The 18,855-nt window shown below is 68.7% G+C and carries 1 pseudogene; it reads right to left on the reverse strand.

Annotation, left to right across the window (positions count from 1 at the left end):
- Nucleotides 1–79 precede the first annotated feature (79 nt).
- A pseudogene (locus ACFXHA_RS07485) lies at nucleotides 80–18,841 on the reverse strand (non-ribosomal peptide synthase/polyketide synthase); the annotation flags it as partial.
- Nucleotides 18,842–18,855: the final 14 nt, after the last annotated feature.

The following is an 18,855-nucleotide window of genomic DNA, read 5'->3' on the forward strand; positions in this document are numbered from 1 at the left end:
ACCGTTACCTTCGTTCAGGGAACGGTCTCGCCCGATACGGTATCTGCCCGCACGTCAGCGGGGGCAGGGGGATCGTGGTCTAGTCGATATTCCCCCCTATCTCACAGTCCACCTTGTCACCGGCGAAATGCAACCGGACCAGGAGTCCGGGATGGCGGTCGCGGAGGATGCGGACCGCCGAGCTCACCTGGGCGGGCGGGGTGCCCTCGGCGATATCGAGTCCGATGGTGCGGACCGAGATGCCCAGCGGTTCGAGGTCGAACAGGTCCATCGGCGGCGCGAATTCGGGCTCGGCCGCCGCCTCCTCCGGTTTGTCGAGTCGCTGCAGGACCTCGGTGAGGATGGCTCCGATGCCGGTCAGCGCCTCGGGCTCGGTCATGCCCTCGTGGGTGGCCGGGATGAGATGGTCCACGATGTCGCCGGTGACGTACGGCGTCCAGTCGGCCGCGGTGCGCCCGGCCGCCGCGTGTTCGGGGTCGTCGGCACGGAAGAACAGCAGATTTCCCCGGTGCAGATCGGGCTGGAAGTCCCGGTCCAGTGCCACCGTGCGGATGACCGCGTCCGACATCCGGCGCACCAGTTCGCGGGGTACGCCGCCGAAGTCGCGGGTGAGGGTGTCCTGCAGGATGTCGACCGCCACGTCGCTGAGCTCGAGTTGATCGTCCACCTCGGACAGGGCGTCCGGGAGTCCGAGTCCGGCGAAGGTCTCCTGCAGGGCGTCGCGGAGTCCGGCCTCGGCGCGCGCGGGGCGCGGGTAGGCGTCGAGCATGGCCAGCAGTTCGACCGATTCGCCCTGGTCCTGGAGGATCGCGGCCATGGTGTGGGCGAGTTTCGCACCGAGTGACCAGCCCAGCAGCCGGTAGGGCCCCTCGGGCTGGACCGTGCGCAATTCGCCGACATACCGCCGGGCGATATCGGCGAGCGCGGCCGGCGCGAAGTCCGTTTCGGTCAGCGCGGGCGATTGCACCCCGAAGATCGGCTGGTCGGGCGGCAGTACCCGGGCCAATCCCGTGTAGCACCAGGCCAATCCGGCCATCGGGTGGATGCAGAACAGCGGCGTGGATGCGCCGGTGGCCCGGATGGGCAGGATGACGCCGAGCGCACCGGTCGGGTCGTGCACGGGTTCGTGCGCGTCGAGATCCGTCCGGGCGTCGATGCGGCGGGCGAGTCCGGTGACGGTGGCGTCGCCGAAGAAGTCGGCGACGGTCAACTGCGCGCCCGTCTGTTCCTTGATGCGGCTCACGACTCCGGTCGCGAGCAGTGAGGTACCGCCCACGGCGAAGAAATCGTCGTCCGCGCCGATACGTTGCATCCCGAGCGCCTCCGCGAAGGCGGCGGCCACGAGGGCTTCCGACGGGGTCGACGGTGCCCGGTATTCGTGCGGGCGCAACTCGGGTTCCGGAAGTGCGGCACGATCCAATTTGCCGACCGGCGTGAGCGGCAGTTCGTCGAGCACCACGATCGCCGTCGGCACCATGTACGAGGGCAGTCTGGCGGCCGCGTGCTCGCTCAGCCGGGCGGTGTCGATCGAATGTCCGGGTGCGGCAAGAACATAGGAGACGAGGACCGGGTGCCCGGCGGTGGTCTCCCGGCCGAGGGTCACGGCGTGGTCGACGTCGTCGTGGGCGGCGAGCACCGCGTCGATCTCACCGAGTTCGATGCGGAAGCCGCGGATCTTGACCTGGAAGTCGGAGCGGCCGACGTATTCGACCTCGCCGTCCGGGGTCCAGCGCACGACGTCGCCGGTGCGGTACATGCGCTCGCCGTCCGCGAACGGGCTGGCCACGAACCGATCCGCCGTCAGGGCTGCCCGTCCGTGGTAGCCGCGCGCCAGCTGGGTGCCCGCGACGTACAGCTCACCCGCGATGCCGACCGGCACCGGCTGCAGCCGATCGTCGAGGATCAGCGACCGCACGCCCCGGATCGGACCGCCGATGGTGACCGGGCGGCCCGGCGCCAGCGCGTCGCTCAGGTTCGTCATGACGGTGGCCTCGGTCGGACCGTAGGCATTGTGGAAGGCCCGAATCGTGCCGTCCGCCAGCGGAATCGCCCACTTCTGCACGAGATCCGCCGACAGCGCTTCACCACCGGCGATGAGCACGCGCAGGCTGTCCAGGCCTGCCGGATCCAGGGTGGACAGCACGGCGGGGGTGATCAGCGCATGGGTGACCCGCTCGCGGCGGATCAGCTCGGCCAGTTCGTCGCCGCCGTAGATGCTCGGCGGCGCGACGATCAGCGTCCCGGCCCTGCCTACCGCGAGCAGGAACTCGAGGATCGACGCGTCGAACGACGGTGAGGCGAAATGCAGTGCCCGCGAGGAGGAATCGAGTCGATAGCGTTCGGCCTGCTCGGTGGTGAAGTTGACCAGACCGGCGTGGGTGACCACGACGCCCTTGGGCACTCCGGTGGAGCCGGAGGTGTAGATGACGTACGCCGGGTGCTCCGGACGCAGCGGGCGGATGCGCTCCAGGTCACCGATCGCAGTGTCCGCGAACGTATTCGGGTCGAGTTCGTCGAGCACCAGCCATTCGACCGAGTCCGGCAGGTCGGCGCGCACCGCTGCCACGGTCAGGCCGACCGCCGAACCGGAGTCGGTGAGCATGTGGGCGATGCGGTCGGCCGGGTAGTTCGGGTCCACGGGCAGGAAGGCCGCGCCGGTCTTGGATACCGCCCATTCGGCGAAGTACGAGTCGGCCGATCGCGGTACAGCGATCGCGACCAGGTCCTCGGTACCGATGCCACGCTCGATCAGCAAGCGCGCCAGACGATTCGAACGAGCATCCAACTCGCCGTACGACAGCGTCCGCCCCTCGAACACCACGGCAGGTGCTGCGGGGTCGACCGCGACCGCATCGGCGATCAGGTCCGGCAAGGTGCGCACGGGAACGGCAGGCAACCCGAAACGGGTTACCAGATCGCCACGTTCGACCTGGTCCAGGATGTCGATAGCACCGACGCCGACCTGCGGATCGGCCGCGATCGCTGCCAGCACCCGCAGGAAACGCTGTGCGAACACCTCCACCGTCGCCTCGTCGAACAGGTCCCGGGCGAAGGTGAACATTCCGACCGCACCCGATTCGGCCGATCCCGCGACCGTCAGTTCGAGGTCGAACTTCGCGATGCCGACCTCGAAATCGACCGGCCCGACCCGCAATCCGGGCAGCTCGAAGCCGGAATCGGGCAGGTTGGTGAACGACAGGGACACCTGGAACAGCGGGTTGCGTGCGGTGGAGCGTTCCGGGTTGAGCAGCTCTACGAGCCGCTCGAACGGCAGGTCCGCATGCGCGAACGCACCCAGATCGGCGTCCTTGACCTGGCCGAGCAGTTCGGCGAACGACTGCTGCCCGGAGACACGGGTCCGCAGCACCAGGGTGTTGACGAACATGCCGATCACATCGTCGAGTTCGGCCTCGCCACGCCCCGCGATCGGCGTACCGATGGCGATATCACCGGTACCCGACAGCCGGGCCAGGAAGATCGCGAGCGCGGCGTGCACGACCATGAACGAGGTCGCATTGCGCTCTCGCGCAACATTTTCCAGCCCACGGTAGAGCTCGGCACCGATGTCGAAGCTCACCGTGCCGCCGCGCAGGGATGCCACCGCCGGACGCGGGCGATCCCACGGCAGGTTCAGTTCATCCGGCAACCCCGCGAGGGTGGTCCGCCAGTAGTCGGCCTGCGTCGCGAGCAGACTGCCGCGTTCACTCTCGTGGCCGAGCGCTTCTCGCTGCCACAACGCGAAGTCGGCATACTGCACCGGAAGCGGCGACCAGCCCGGTTCGATCCCGGAAACCCGTGCCACGTATGCGGTCATCACATCGCGGGTCAGCGGACCCATCGACCAGCCGTCACCACTGATGTGGTGCACCACGAAAGCCAGGATGTACTCGGCGATTTCACCGCCGTCGACCCGGAAGAGTCCGGCCCGTACCGGCACTTCGGTCGTCACGTCGAACCCCGCGCCGAGGAACTCGGCAATCCGGTCCAGCAGTGACTCCGCCGCGACGGATACCGGCGTCAGATCCGGAACAGCCTGTCCGGCAGGCAGAATCAGCTGTGTGGGCTCCCCGTTCACCTGCGGATAGATCGTCCGCAGAATCTCGTGGCGTCCGATCAGATCGGCGACCGCCCCTTGCAGGGCGGCAACATCCAGCTCACCGGACAGCCGCACCGCCATCGGGATGTTGTAGGCCGCCGAGGCGCGATCGAACTGGTTGAGGAACCACATCCGCAACTGCGCCAACGACAGTGGGACCGGTACGGGCCGCTCCCGTGCGGTCAAGGCCGGACGGCTACCGGCGCCCGTCCGCAGTTCGTCCCGGGCCGCGAGGGCGGCGACGGTCGGCGCTTCGAACAGCACCCGTACCGGCACCCGGGTGTCGAGGGCGGCACCGAGTCGGGCCACCACCTGGGTGGCGAGCAGCGAGTTGCCGCCCAGCGCGAAGAATTCGTCGAAGACGCCGACCCGCTCCACACCGAGGACCGCCGCCATGGTGTCGGCGACAAGGTGTTCCACAGGTGTTCTGGCCGCGACGAATTCACGTCCGACCAGGACCGGCTCCGGCAGCGCCCGCCGATCCACCTTGCCGACCGGGTTCAGCGGAATGGCGTCGAGGACCGTGATCGCTGTCGGCACCATGTAGTCCGGCAGCCGGCTCGCGACGTGCTCGCTCAATGCCGCCACCTCGATGCCGCCACCGGCCACCGGCACCACATAGGCGGCCAGGATGGTGGACCCGGTCTCCGTGCGATGGCCGATGGTCACCGCGAAATCGACGCTCTCGTGCGCGGAGAGCGCGGCGTCGATCTCACCGAGTTCGATCCGGAAGCCGCGCACCTTCACCTGGAAGTCGGAGCGACCGACGTACTCGATGCGGCCGTCCGGGCTCCAGCGCACCACGTCACCGGTGCGGTACATGCGCTCGCCGTCCCCGAACGGGTTGGCGATGAAGCGTTCGGCATTCAGGCCCGGTCGGGCGTGGTAGCCACGCGCCAGCTGGATGCCCGACAGGTACAGCTCGCCCGCGACGCCTACCGGCACCGGGTGCAGCCGGTCGTCCAGGATCAGGTTCCGCATGCCCCGGACGGGTCCGCCGATGGTGACCGGGTCGCCCGGCCGCAGCGGCGCACCGATATTGGTGACGATGGTGGTCTCGGTCGGACCGTAGACGTCGTGGAAGGCGCGGATCGCACCGTCCTGTTCGCCGAGCGGCACCGCCCACTTCGCGATCAGCTCGGCCGGGACGGCTTCGCCACCGACGGCCAGTACCCGCAGTGAGTCCAGGCCGTCCGGCGCGAAGGTGGCCAGCGCGGCGGTGGTGATGAAGGCGTGCGTGACCTGCTCGCGGCGGATGACCTCGGCGAGTTCCTCGCCGCCGTAGATGCCCGGCGGGACCACGACCAGCGTGCCGCCCCCGCCGAGTGCCATCAGGAATTCCATCATCGATCCGTCGAAGGACGGTGACGCGAAATGCAGTGCCCGCGTGCCGGAATCGAGGTGGTAGCGGTCGACCTGCTCGGCGGCGAAGTTGGCCAGACCGGCGTGGGTGACCACGACGCCCTTGGGCAGGCCGGTCGAGCCGGAGGTGTAGACGACGTAGGCCGGATGTTCCGGCCGCAGCGGGCGGACCCGCTCACCGTCGGCGATCGCGGTGTCCGCGAAGGCATTCAGGTCCAGGTCGTCGAGCACCAGCCAGTCGAGCGAGCCGGGCAGGTCCGCGCGCACGGCGGCCACGGTCAAGCCGATCGGCGAACCGGAATCGGTGACCATGTGCGCGATGCGGTCGGCCGGGTAGTTCGGGTCCACGGGCAGGAACGCCGCACCGGTCTTGGACACCGCCCATTCGACGAAGTACGACTCGACCGATCGCGGCACGGCGACGGCCACCAGATCCTCGGTACCGATGCCGCGCTCGATGAGCAAGCGCGCCAAGCGGTTAGAGCGGGCATCCAGTTCGCCGTAGGACAGACTGCGCCCCTCGGACACCACTGCGGGGGCGTCGGGGTCGATGGCCACGGCATCCGCGATCAGCTCCGGATAGGTGCGCGCCGGGATGGCCGCACCGCCCTGACGATCAGTGAGATCCCCGAACTCCTTGCGCGACAACAGTTCCAGGTCGCCGACCGGATGACCCGGCCGCGCGACGATATCGGCGAGCAGTCGCAGGAAGCGCCGGGCGAGGATCTCCACCGTCGCCGTGTCGAACAGGTCCCGCGCGAAGGTGAAGATCCCGGTCGCCCCGGCATCGGAGGCCCCCGCGACGGTCAGTTGCAGGTCGAATTTCGCGATGTCGGCCGCGAAATCGACTGCCCCGATGCGCAATCCGGGCAACTCGAATCCGGCGTCGGGCAGGTTCTCGAACGACAGCGCCACCTGGAACAGCGGATTGCGCGCGGTGGACCGTTCCGGGTTCAGCAATTCCACGAGCCGCTCGAACGGCAGGTCCGCATGTGCGAAGGCCGCCAGGTCGGTGTCCCTGACCTCGGTCAGCAGGTCGTCGAACGATTGCTGTCCCGTGACCCGGGTGCGCAGCACCAGGGTGTTGACGAACATGCCGATCACATCGTCGAGCTCGGCCTCGCCCCGCCCCGCGATCGGCGTGCCGATCGCCAGATCCGCACTGCCCGACAACCGGGACAGGAACGCCGCGAGCGCGGTGTGCATCACCATGAACAGCGTCGCATTGCGTTCCCGCGCAAGGCCTTGCAGCGCCTGCTGCAGTTCCGCGCCGATCTCGAAGGACACCGTGCCGCCGCGCAGCGACGCCACCGGCGGACGCGGTCGATCGGCGGGCAGGTTCAGCTCATCCGGCAACTGCGCGAGGGTGGTGCGCCAGTAGTCGGCCTGGACTGCGAGGAGGCTGGCCGGATCGTCCTCGCGGCCGAGTACCTCCCGCTGCCAGAGCGCGAAGTCGGCGTACTGCACCGGAAGCGGTGCCCAGGCGGGCGCGCCGCCGGCGACGCGTGCCGCATAGGCGGCCATCACATCGCGGGTGAGCGGTCCCACGGACCAGCCGTCACCACTGATGTGGTGCACCACGAAAGCCAGGACGTACTCCGGGCTTTCGGCAGCGTCGACACGGAACAGCCTGGCTCGTACCGGGACTTCAGTGGTGACATCGAATCCCGCGCCGAGGAACTCGGCGACCCGGTCGAGCATCGACTCCGCATCCACTGCCACCGGCGTCAGGTCCGGAACCGGTTGTCCGGCAGGCAGGATCACCTGCGCGGGCTCACCGTTCACCTGCGGGTAGATCGTCCGCAGCACCTCGTGACGTTCGATCAGATCCGCGACGGCCTGCTGCAGGGCGGCAGTGTCGAGCTCGCCGGAAAGCCGGACCGCGATCGGGATGTTGTAGGCCGCCGACGCCGGATCGAACCGGTTGAGGAACCACATCCGCTGCTGTGCCAGCGACAGCGGTACCCGGTCGGGTCGCGGCAGCGCGGTGAGCGCCTTGCGATCACCCGCACCGGCGAGCTGCTCGGCGGTGGCGGCCAGGCCCGCGACCGTGGACGCCTCGAACACCACACGCACCGGGACCCGCGCGTTCAACGCCGCACCGAGACGCGCGGCGACCTGGGTCGCGAGCAGCGAGTTGCCGCCCAGGGCGAAGAAGTCGTCGTACCTGCCGACCCGCTCCAGGCCGAGCACCTCCGCCAGGATCGCGGCGACCGTGTGCTCCGAAGATGTTCTCGGCGCGACGAATTCCCGGCCGGCGAATACCGGCTCCGGCAGGGCTCGGCGGTCCAGCTTGCCGACCGGGGTCAGCGGGATCGCGTCGAGCATCGTGATCGACGCGGGCACCATGTATTCCGGCAGCAGGGCCGCGACATGCTCGAGCAGCGCCGCGACCTCGACCTCGTGACCGGCCACCGGCAGTACATACGACACCAGGGCGGTTGTGCCCGTGGCGTTCTCGTGGCCGACGGTCACCGCGAAGTCGACGGACTCGTGCGAGGCCAGCGCGGCGTCGATCTCGCCCAGTTCGATGCGGAAGCCACGGACCTTGACCTGGAAGTCGGAGCGGCCCACGTACTCGACCAGGCCATCCGCGGTCCACCGGACCACGTCGCCGGTGCGGTACATGCGCTCGCCGTCCGCGAACGGGTTGGCCACGAACCGGTCCGCCGTCAGGGCTGCCCGTCCGTGGTAGCCGCGCGCCAACTGGGCACCCGCGACGTACAACTCACCCGCGACACCGACCGGCACCGGCTGCAACCGATCGTCGAGGATCAACGACCGGACACCCCGGATCGGGCCGCCGATGGTGACCGCATCACCCGGCGCCAGCGCGTCGCTGAGATTCGTCATGATCGTGGCCTCGGTCGGACCGTAGGCATTGTGGAAGGCACGAATCGTGCCGTCCGCCAATGGAACCGCCCATTTCGCGATCAGTTCGGCCGGGACGGCCTCACCACCGGCCACCAGGACGCGCAGGCTGTCCAAGCCCGTCGGATCGAGGGTGGACAGGACGGCCGGAGTGATCAGCGCATGGGTGACCCGCTCCCGGCGGACTACCTCGGCCAGTTCCTCACCGCCGTAAACGCCCGGCGGGACCACCGCCAGGGTTCCGCCCGCACCGACGGCCAGCAGGAACTCCAGGATGGACGCATCGAAGGACGGCGACGCGAAATGCAGTGCCCGCGAAGACGAATCGAGCTCGTAGCGTTCGACCTGCTCGGTGGCGAAGTTGGCCAATCCGGCGTGGGTGACCACGACGCCCTTGGGCACGCCGGTCGAACCCGAGGTGTAGATGACGTACGCCGGGTGCTCCGGACGCAGCGGACGCGCCCGCTCGACATCGGCGATCGCGCTGTCCGCGAACGCATTCAGCTCCAGCTCGTCGAGCACCAGCCACTCGACCGAGTCCGGCAGGTCGCCGCGCACCGACGCCACGGTCAACCCGACCGGCGAACCGGAATCGGTGACCATATGGGTGATGCGATCGGCCGGATAGTTCGGGTCCACCGGCACGAATGCCGCCCCGGTCTTGGATACCGCCCATTCGGCGAAATAGGAGAGGTCCGAACGCGGCACCGCGATCGCGACCAGATCCTCGGCACCGATGCCCCGCTCGATCAGCAAGCGCGCCAGGCGGTTCGAGCGGCGATCCAACTCACCGTAGGACAGACTGCGCCCCTCGAACACCACGGCGGGCGCTTCGGGGTCGACCGCGACCGCATCGGCGATCAGCTGCGGCAGCGTGCGCGCGGCAACCGGAGGCAGCCCGAACCGGGTTGTCAGATCGGTGCGTTCATCCTGGTCCAGGATGTCGATCGCGCCGACACCGAGCTGCGGATCGGCCGCGATCGCGTCCAGCACCCGCAGGAAACGCTGCGCGAACACCTCGACCGTCGCCGCGTCGAACAGGTCCCGGGCGAAGGTGAAGATGCCGGTCGCACCGGAGTCGGCCGCGCCGACCACCCGCAACTCCAGGTCGAATTTCGCGGTGTCGATCTCGAAATCGACCGCGCCGACCCGCAATCCGGGCAGTTCGAACCCGGCGTCGGGCAGATTCTCGAACGACAGCGCCACCTGGAACAGTGGGTTGCGCGCGGTGGAGCGGCCCGGATTCCGCAGTTCGACGAGCCGCTCGAACGGCATGTCCGCATGCGCGAACGCACCCAGATCGGATTCCCTGACCTCGGACAGCAGCTCCGCGAACGACTGCTGCCCCGAGACCCGGGTACGCAGCACCAGGGTGTTGACGAACATGCCGATCACATCGTCAAGTTCGGCCTCACCACGGCCCGCGATCGGGGTGCCGATGGCAATGTCACCGGTACCCGACAACCGGGCGAGGAACGCTGCCAGCGCGGCGTGCACCACCATGAACAGCGTCGCATTGCGCTCCCGCGCCAGGGTTTGCAATCGACCGTGCAGCTCGGCCCCGATCTCGAACCCGACGGTGCCGCCGCGCAGCGAGGACACCGGTGGGCGCGGACGATCGGCAGGCAGATTCAACTCGTCGGGCAACCCCGCCAGCGTGGTCCGCCAGTAGTCGGCCTGCGCGGAGATCGCGCTGTCCGGATCGTCCTCGGAACCGAGGGTCTCACGCTGCCACAGTGTGTAATCCGAGTACTGCACGGGCAGCGGAGCCCAGGCCGGAGCCTCGCCCTGCGTCCGCGCGACGTAGGCCAGCATCACGTCCCGCGTGAACGGCCCCATCGACCAGCCGTCCGCGCTGATGTGATGCACCACGAACACCAGGACGTACTCGTTCTCGGCATCCTCGACCCGGAACAGTCCGGCCCGCAATGGAACCTCGCGGGTGACATCGAAGCCTTCGGAAAGCACATCCGCAATGCGCTGCGGCAGCGAGCCGGCGGTCACCGGCTGCGGCGTGAGGTCCGGCACCACCTGGGCGGCAGGCCGGATCACCTGGCAGGCCGCACCGTCGACCTGCGGATACACCGTGCGCAACGACTCGTGCCGGCCGATGGTGTCGGCCACGGCCTGCTGCAGCGCAGCCACATTCAACTCACCGGTGAGACGCACCGCCGCCGGAATGTTGTAGGCCGCCGAGGCCGGATCGAACTGGTTGAGGAACCACATCCGCTGCTGCGCCATCGACAACGGCACCCGCTCCGGCCGCGGCCCCGACGTCAGCGCCTTGCGCCCACGCCCGGCCTGCTGCTCCACCCGCACCGCGAGCGCGGCCACCGTCGACGCTTCGAACAGCACCCGGACGGGCACCCGGGTATCCAATGCCGCACCCAGCCGAGCCGCGACCTGCGTTGCCACCAGCGAGTTTCCACCCAGGGCGAAGAAGTCGTCCTCCGCCCCGACCCGCTCGACCCCGAGCACATCGGCGAAGACGCCCGCGACGATCTCCTCGACCGGCGTCGACGGTGCGCGGAAGGCCGTGGCCTCGAACTCGGGCTCCGGCAAAGCTTTACGATCCAGCTTGCCGTTCGCGTTCAACGGAAGTGCATCGAGCACCACGAACGCCGACGGAACCATGTAGGACGGCAGCGTGCCCGCGAGCGCCGATTTCACCTGCGGCACATCGACACCCGAGCCGGTCGGCACCAGGTAGCCGACGAGACGATCACCGGTGCGCGGGTCGGAGTTCATCACCACGACCGCCTGGGCCACCGACTCGTGTCGGGTCAGTGCGGACTCGATCTCGCCGAGCTCGATACGCAGACCACGCAGCTTCACCTGGAAGTCCGTACGGCCCAAGTAGGTGATCGAGCCATCCGCGTTCCAACGCACCAGGTCACCGGTGCGGTACATCCGCTCACCGAAGCCCAGCGGGTTGGCCACGAACCGGTCAGCGGTCAGATCCGTGCGACCGAAATAGCCACGCGCCAGCTGACTCCCCGACAAATACAGCTCACCCGCAACGCCCGGGGCGACAGGATGCAGACGCGCGTCCAGCACATACGCCTGGGCATTCCACACCGGACGACCGATCGGGACCGCACCCTGCACGTCATCAGCGACAGGCGCATAGGTGGCATGGACCGTGAATTCGGTAGGACCGTAGAGGTTGTGCAGCTCAGCGGAACTCACCTTGCGGAAGGCGCGTACCACATCGGAGGTGAAGGCTTCACCCGCGATCAGCAACGCCCGCAGCGACGACAGCTGCACCGCATCGACACTGGTGGCGAACACGCTGAGCATCGACGGCACGAACGACGTGATCGTGACACCCTCGGCAGCAATCACTTCCGCCAGATAACCCGGATCCCGATGCCCATCCGGCGTAGCGACAACCATCCGACCGCCGACAGCCAGCGGACCGAACAGCTCCCACACAGACACGTCGAAGGTCTGCGGCGTCTTCAGCAACACCACATCATCAGCCGACAACGCGTATTCCGCAGTGATCCAAGCGATCTGGTTCACGGCAGCGGCATGCGAGACCGCGACACCCTTCGGACGACCGGTCGAACCGGACGTGAAGATGACATACGCGGCATTCGAAGACCGCAGCGGCGCAACACGATCCGCATCGGTAACGGCGGCGTCGGAGTAGCCGCTGACATCGAGAGTATCGATGACCAGCACCGGCGCGGCGTCGTAACCGAACCCGTCACGCGAGGTGGTCAGCACAGCCACCGGCTGCGCCGTCTCGAGCACGTACTCGATGCGGTCGGCGGGCTGATCCAGATCCAGCGGCACGTACGCACCACCGGCGGCCAGCACCGCATACATCGCCACCACCAGATCCGTGGAACGGCGAATACCCAACGCCACCAGAGTGTCCGGACCGACACCCGAGGCGATCAGGTGGCGGGCCAGCCGGTGCACACGAGTGGCGAACTCGCCGTAGGAGAGAGCTGTCCCCTCGAAGCTGAGCGCGATCGCTTCGGGCGCCTGCGCCGCCTGCGCTTCGAACCGGGTGAGCAGGTTGGCGGTCGGATCCACCAGGCGCGCGGTCATATTGCGGGTACCGAGCACTTCGGCCCGTTCGGCCGCGTCGAGCAGGTCGATATCCCCGACCGGTAGCGCCGGATCGGCCACGACGGCGGCGAGCAGCCGGTTGAGCCGGTCCACGAATCCGGTGACCGTCGCGGCGTCGAACAGTGCGGTGGCGTAGGTCAGGTAGCCGCCGATGCCGAGCGGGGCACCGGCTTCGTCATAGCCGTCGGAGACGATCAGGTGCAGATCGAACTGCGACACATCCACATCCGACTCGACCGGCGCGATGGTGAGGCCGGGCAGTTCGAGCACCGAGCGGGTCATGTTCTGGAAGGACAGGCCGACCTGGAACAGCGGATGGTGTGCGGTGGTGCGGGGTGGTTCGAGCACCTCCACCAGGCGTTCGAACGGAATGTCGCTGTGCGAGAAGGCTTGCAGGTCGGTCTCGCGCTGTCGAGCGAGCAGGTCTGTGAACGATTCGCCGCCGTCCACCCGGGTCCGGAACACGATCGTGTTCACGAACATGCCGATCAGATCGTCGAGTTCGCGTTCGCCGCGCCCGGCGACCGGGGTGCCGACGGCGATGTCGGCGGTCCCGGACAGTCGCGCCAGCAGTGCGGCGAAGGCCGCGTGCACGACCATGAAGACGGTCGCCTGGTGTTCGCGGGCGAGACGCACGACCCCGGCGTGTACGGCCGGATCGATCCGCACGGGCACTCGGGCACCGATCGAGGAGGCCACGGCCGGGCGGGGCCGATCGGTGGGCAGCTCGAGCAGGTCCGGCAGTCCGGCCAGTTCGTCACGCCAGTACGCGAGCTGCTGGGACGCGACTGATGCCGGATCGGATTCGGAGCCCAGGATCTCGCGCTGCCACAGCGCGTAGTCCGCGTACTGCACCCGCAGGGGCGGCCACGCGGGCGCGCCGCCGACGACACGGGCGGTGTAGGCGGTCATGATGTCGCGCACCAGCGGGGCCATGGACGAGGCGTCGGCGGCGATGTGATGCGCGACCACGGCCAGTACGAAGCTCGGCTCGGAGGCCGGTTCGGTGATCTCCAGCAGCCGCACCCGGATCGGCACCTCGCGGGTGACATCGAACGGCATCGTGGCCAGTTCGTAGACCGCACCGGCGATCTCGGATTCGGCTGCGCGAGTGGTGATCAGACGCGGGAGCGGATCACTACCGACGGCGAGCACGGTCTGCACCGGCCCGTCGGAGCTCTCGGGATAGAGGGTGCGCAGCACCTCGTGCCGAGCCACCACATCATCGAGCGCGGCACTCAGCGCTTCCGCGTCCAGGCCACCGGTCAGCCGCAGCGCGAACGGCAGGTTGTAGGCCGCCGATCCGGCGGAGACGGTCCCGTCACCGAGATCGTCGAACCGGTTGAGGAACCACATGCGCTGCTGCGCGGGCGACAACGGCAGTCGCTCCGGGCGTTGAATGCTGCCGAGCTCACGGGTGCGGCCCAGGCGGATTCGCGATTCGACCGCCGCGGCCAGCGCGGTGACTGTCGGGGACTCGAAGAGGGCACGCACCGGCACCCGATCCCCCAACGCCGCACCCAGCCTGGCCACCACAGCGGTCGCGATCAACGAATTGCCGCCGAGGGCGAAGAAGTCATCGTCCGCCCCGACCCGGCCGACCCCGAGCACTTCCGCGAACACACCCGCCACGATCTCCTCGACCGGCGTTGCCGGAGCACGGAATTCACGACCGGTGAAGGTGGGCGCAGGCAGTGCCTTGCGATCCAGCTTGCCGCTGGCATTCAACGGGAACTCGTCGAGAACAACGACAGCGGACGGAATCATGTAGCGGGGCAGTACATCCGCGAGTGCATCAAGCAACGCCGATACCTCGACCACCCGGCCGGGCACCGCCACAACGTGGGCGACCAGCTGATCACCGAGCTCGGAGGCCATCACCGAGGCAGCCGCCGCACTCACGTCGGCTTGCGTCAGCAACGCGGTCTCGATCTCGCCCAGCTCGATCCGCTGACCACGGAACTTCACCTGGAAATCGGTGCGCCCGAGATAATCCAACCGCGCCGGACGATCCGATCCGGCATCCCGCCACACCACCAGGTCGCCCGTGCGATACATGCGCTCGCCGGTGCCGAACGGGTTGGCCACGAACCGATCCGAGGTGAGGTCCGGCCTACGAACATAGCCGCGCGCCAATTGGTCTCCGGCCAGATACAGTTCACCCGCGACACCCGCCGGAACCGGACGCAACCGCGAATCCAGCACGTACACACGGGTATTCCACTGCGGCACACCGATCGGCACGGAGGCGCGTTCGTCACCGCGCGTCTGCCAGTAGGTCACCGAGACTGCGGCCTCGGTCGGCCCGTACAGGTTGTGCACCTTCGCACCGGACACCGCCGCAAACGCCGCGACCGTCTCCGGCGGCAGCGCCTCACCGATCACGAACACATCCCGCAAGCTCTCGAGCGCACCCGGCACTGCATGCGCCGCGAACACGGTCAGCATCGACGGCACGAAGTCGGTGACGGTAACACCATGCCGCGCAATGTTTTCCGCCACATACGCCGGGTCACGATGCCCGTCGTGGGTGGCGACGACCAGTTTCGCGCCCACCCGCAGCGGCATGAAGTAACCCCACAGCGAGACGTCGAACGTCGTCGCCGTCTTCTGCAGATAGACGTCCCCGGGGCCCATCGGGTACTCGGTCAGCATCCAGGTGATCTGGTTGTGGATGGCCCGATGTGACACCGCGACACCCTTGGGCCGTCCGGTGGAACCCGAGGTGAAGAGCACGTAGGCCGGATGCTCCGGCAGCAGCGGACGCAGCAGCTCCGCGTCCGAGACCGGGTCGGCGGAGAACATGCCGGGATCCACGTCGTCCAGTCGCACCACCACGGTCCGCTCCGGGACCGGCACGGCGTCGGCGGTGGTGGTCAGCACGCATGCCGGTCGTGCCGTCTCGAGAATGTGCGCGATGCGCTCGGCCGGATGATCGGGATCGAGCGGCACGTACGCACCACCCGCGGTGAGGACGGCGTACATGCCGACGACCAGATCCAGCGATCGCCGGACCGCCAGCCCGACCAGGGATTCCGGTCCCACTCCCCTATCGATGAGTAGTCGCGCGAGCCGATTGACCCGCTGGTCGAACTCCCGATAGGTCAGCTCGGCACCCTCGAAATGCACGGCCACCGCATCGGGATGGGCGGCCACCGCCCGCCGGAAACCGCCGAGCAGCGACTCGTCCGCAACCGTGTGCCGGGTGTCGTTCCAGTCCAGCACCATTCGCGAGCGCTCACGCGAGTCGAGCAGTTCGATATCGCCGAGCGGCGTGGCGGGCTCGGCGACCACGGCGGACAGCAGCCGCACCAGCCGGTCCGCGAACCCCGCGATGGTCGACTCGTCGAAGAGGTCCGTGGCGTAGGTGAACACGGCACCCATACCGGCGCCCGCGCGCGGGAGCAGCGACAGCTGAAGATCGAATTTCGCGATCGCACTGTCGGATTCGACGGATTCGACGACCAGTCCCGGCAGCTCCACCCGTGGCGCGTCGAGGTTCTGGAAGAACATGGCGACCTGGAACAGCGGGTGATGCGCCTGGGTGCGGACCGGGTCGAGCACCTCGACCAGCCGCTCGAACGGCAGCTCGGCATGCGAGAACGCCGCCAGGTCAACCTCTTTCGCGGCCCGCAGCAGCTCCGCGAAACCGGCTCCGGCCTCGACCCGCGTCCGCAGGGCCAGGGTGTTGACGAACATGCCGACGAGGTCGTCGAGTTCGCGCTCACCGCGGCCCGCCACCGGCGTGCCGATCACGATGTCGCCGGTACCCGACAAGCGGGCCAGCAGCGCCGCGAAGGCGCTGTGCAGCACCATGAACGGCGACGCACCGGCGGCGTGGGCAAGCTCCTCGACCGCCGCCACCAGTTCCGCGCCGATCTCGAAGGCGAAGGTCGCGCCCCGCCCCGACGCGACGGTCGGACGGGGGCGATCGGCGGGCAGGTCGATGCGCTCTGGAATGCCCGCCAAAGTCGCACGCCAGTAAGCGATCTGGGCGGCGGCGAGCGACCCGCGTTCGTTCTCGTCGCCGAGCAGCGCGCGCTGCCACAGCGTGTAGTCGGCGTACTGCACCGGCAGCGGCTGCCACGGCGGCATCGCGCCATTGCGCCGGGCCAGGAACGCCGTCATCAGGTCTCGTGCGAACGGCCCGGTCGAGAAGCCGTCGGCGGCGATGTGGTGCAGGACGATCGCGACCACGTGCTCGTCGGCCCCGAGCCGGGCCAGTTCCACGCGCAGCGGAACCCGCATCGACACGTCGAACCCGGTCAGGGCCACCCCGGTGAGCCACCCGACCAGCTCATCCTCGCGCAGCGGCTGCACGACCAGCTCCGGAACCACCTGTGCCGCAGGCAGAATCACCTGGCTCCCGACACCGTCCGCGGCCGGGTACACGGTCCGCAACGCCTCCTGGCGCTCGATCACATCGCCGAACGCGGCCCGCAAGGCCGCGATATCCAGGGGCCCGGTCACCCGCAGCGCGAAGGGAATATTGTCCGCGGCCGACGCCGGGTCGAACTGGTTGAGGAACCACATCCGCTGCTGCGCGGGCGAGAGCGGAATGCGTTCCGGACGGGGCCCCGCCGCGAGCGGAGCTCGGCCGCCCACACCCTCGAGCTCGGCCAGCTCGCGGGCCAGTGCGGCGACACTCGACGCGGTGAACAGCAGCCTGCCGGGCACGCGCGCGGAGATCAGCGCACCCAGCCGGGCCGCGGCCCGCGCGGCGATCAGCGAATTGCCGCCCAGGCCGAAGAAGTCGTCGTCCGCGCCGATCGGATCGACCGTGCCCAGCAGTTCCGCGTACACCTCGGCGACGGCCACTTCCAGGCGTCCCGCCGGAGCACGGAATTCGGCGACGCGCAGTTGCGGCGCGGGCAAGGCCCGGCGATCCAGCTTGCCGACCGGGGTCAGCGGAATCCGGTCCAGCACCGTGACGGCCGCGGGCACCATGTGCGCGGGCAGCTCGCGTGCGGCCAGGGCCAGCAGCTCGTCGACCGCCACCGGCGCATCGCTCGCTGCGTGCACGTAGGAGGCCAGAATGGTGGCACCGTCGGCGAGTTCGTGCCCGATCGTCACCGCGAAATCCACACTCGGATGCGATGCAAGCACCGCGTCGATCTCCCCGAGCTCGATCCGGAACCCACGAATCTTCACCTGGAAGTCATTGCGACCCAAATACTCCAGTTCCCCGGCGGGCGTCTGACGCACCAGATCCCCGGTGCGGTAGGTACGAGAACCCGCCGGTCCGAACGGATTCGCGACGAATCGCTCGGCGGTGAGCCCGGGACGGTTGTGGTACCCCTGGGCCAGCTGCTCTCCGGCCAGATACAGCTCGCCCGCCACACCCGGGAGGTTCGGCATCAGCCGCTCGTCGAGGACGTATTCGGTGACGCTGCGCAGCGGCCTGCCGATGGTCACCGGCAGGTCCGGCGTCAGATCGGCGGTATTGGCCAGAATGGTGGCCTCGGTCGGCCCGTAGCCGTTCACGAATCGACGTGTCCGACCCTCACCCAGCGGAATCGCCCAGCGCCGCACCAACTCCGGCGGGCACGCCTCCCCCGCGACGACGACCACGTCCAGGGTGTCGAGCCCGCTCGGATCCACCGAGGTCAACGCCGACGGCGTGATCATCATGTGCGTCACCCGCTCGCGGCGCAGCAGTGCCGCCAGCTCGGGACCGCCGTAAACGGTCGGGGCGGCGATCACCAGGGTCGCGGCAGCGCCGACAGCCAGCAGCAGCTCACCCACGGACACGTCGAAGGACGGCGAAATCACGTGCAGAACACGGGAATCCGAGGTGGCACCGAGCAGTTCACGCTGCACCGCACAGTAGACCCCGGCATTGGCGTGGGTGACCACCACGCCCTTGGGCAGTCCGGTCGATCCGGAGGTGTAGATGACATACGCGGGATGGTGTGAGCTCAACGGCCGCACGCGATCGGCATTGATGATCTGTTCGGTGGACGCGGCCGCGAGCCCGGCCCGCACCTCGTCGCCGTCGAGCACCAGCCATTCCGTGACCGCGGGCAGTCCGGCTCGCACCTCGGTGACCGTGATACCCAGTGCCGCACCGGAATCCGTCACCATGTGCGCGACACGATCGGCCGGATACTTCGGATCCACCGGCACGAACCCGGCCCCGGTCTTGGCGATCGCCCAGACCGCCAGCATGGACTCGATCGACCGCGGGATACCCACCGCGACCAGATCCGCGGGACCGATCCCCCGCTCGATGAGCAACCGGGCCAGGCGCGTCGAACGTTCGTCGAGTTCGGCGTAGGTCAGGCTCGCGACGGTGGCCGAGTCATCGGCCAGCACCAGCGCGAGGGCATGCGGATCGGATTCCGCTGCCGCCGCCAGTAATTGCGGCAGGGTGGGCGTGCGCTTTCCGCGCGCTCCCGCCGGACGCGTGCGCTTCGGGCGTGTCGCGCGACCGCCCCCTCCGG

Source organism: Nocardia sp. NPDC059240 (genome assembly GCF_042753865.1).
Taxonomy (GTDB): domain Bacteria; phylum Actinomycetota; class Actinomycetes; order Mycobacteriales; family Mycobacteriaceae; genus Nocardia.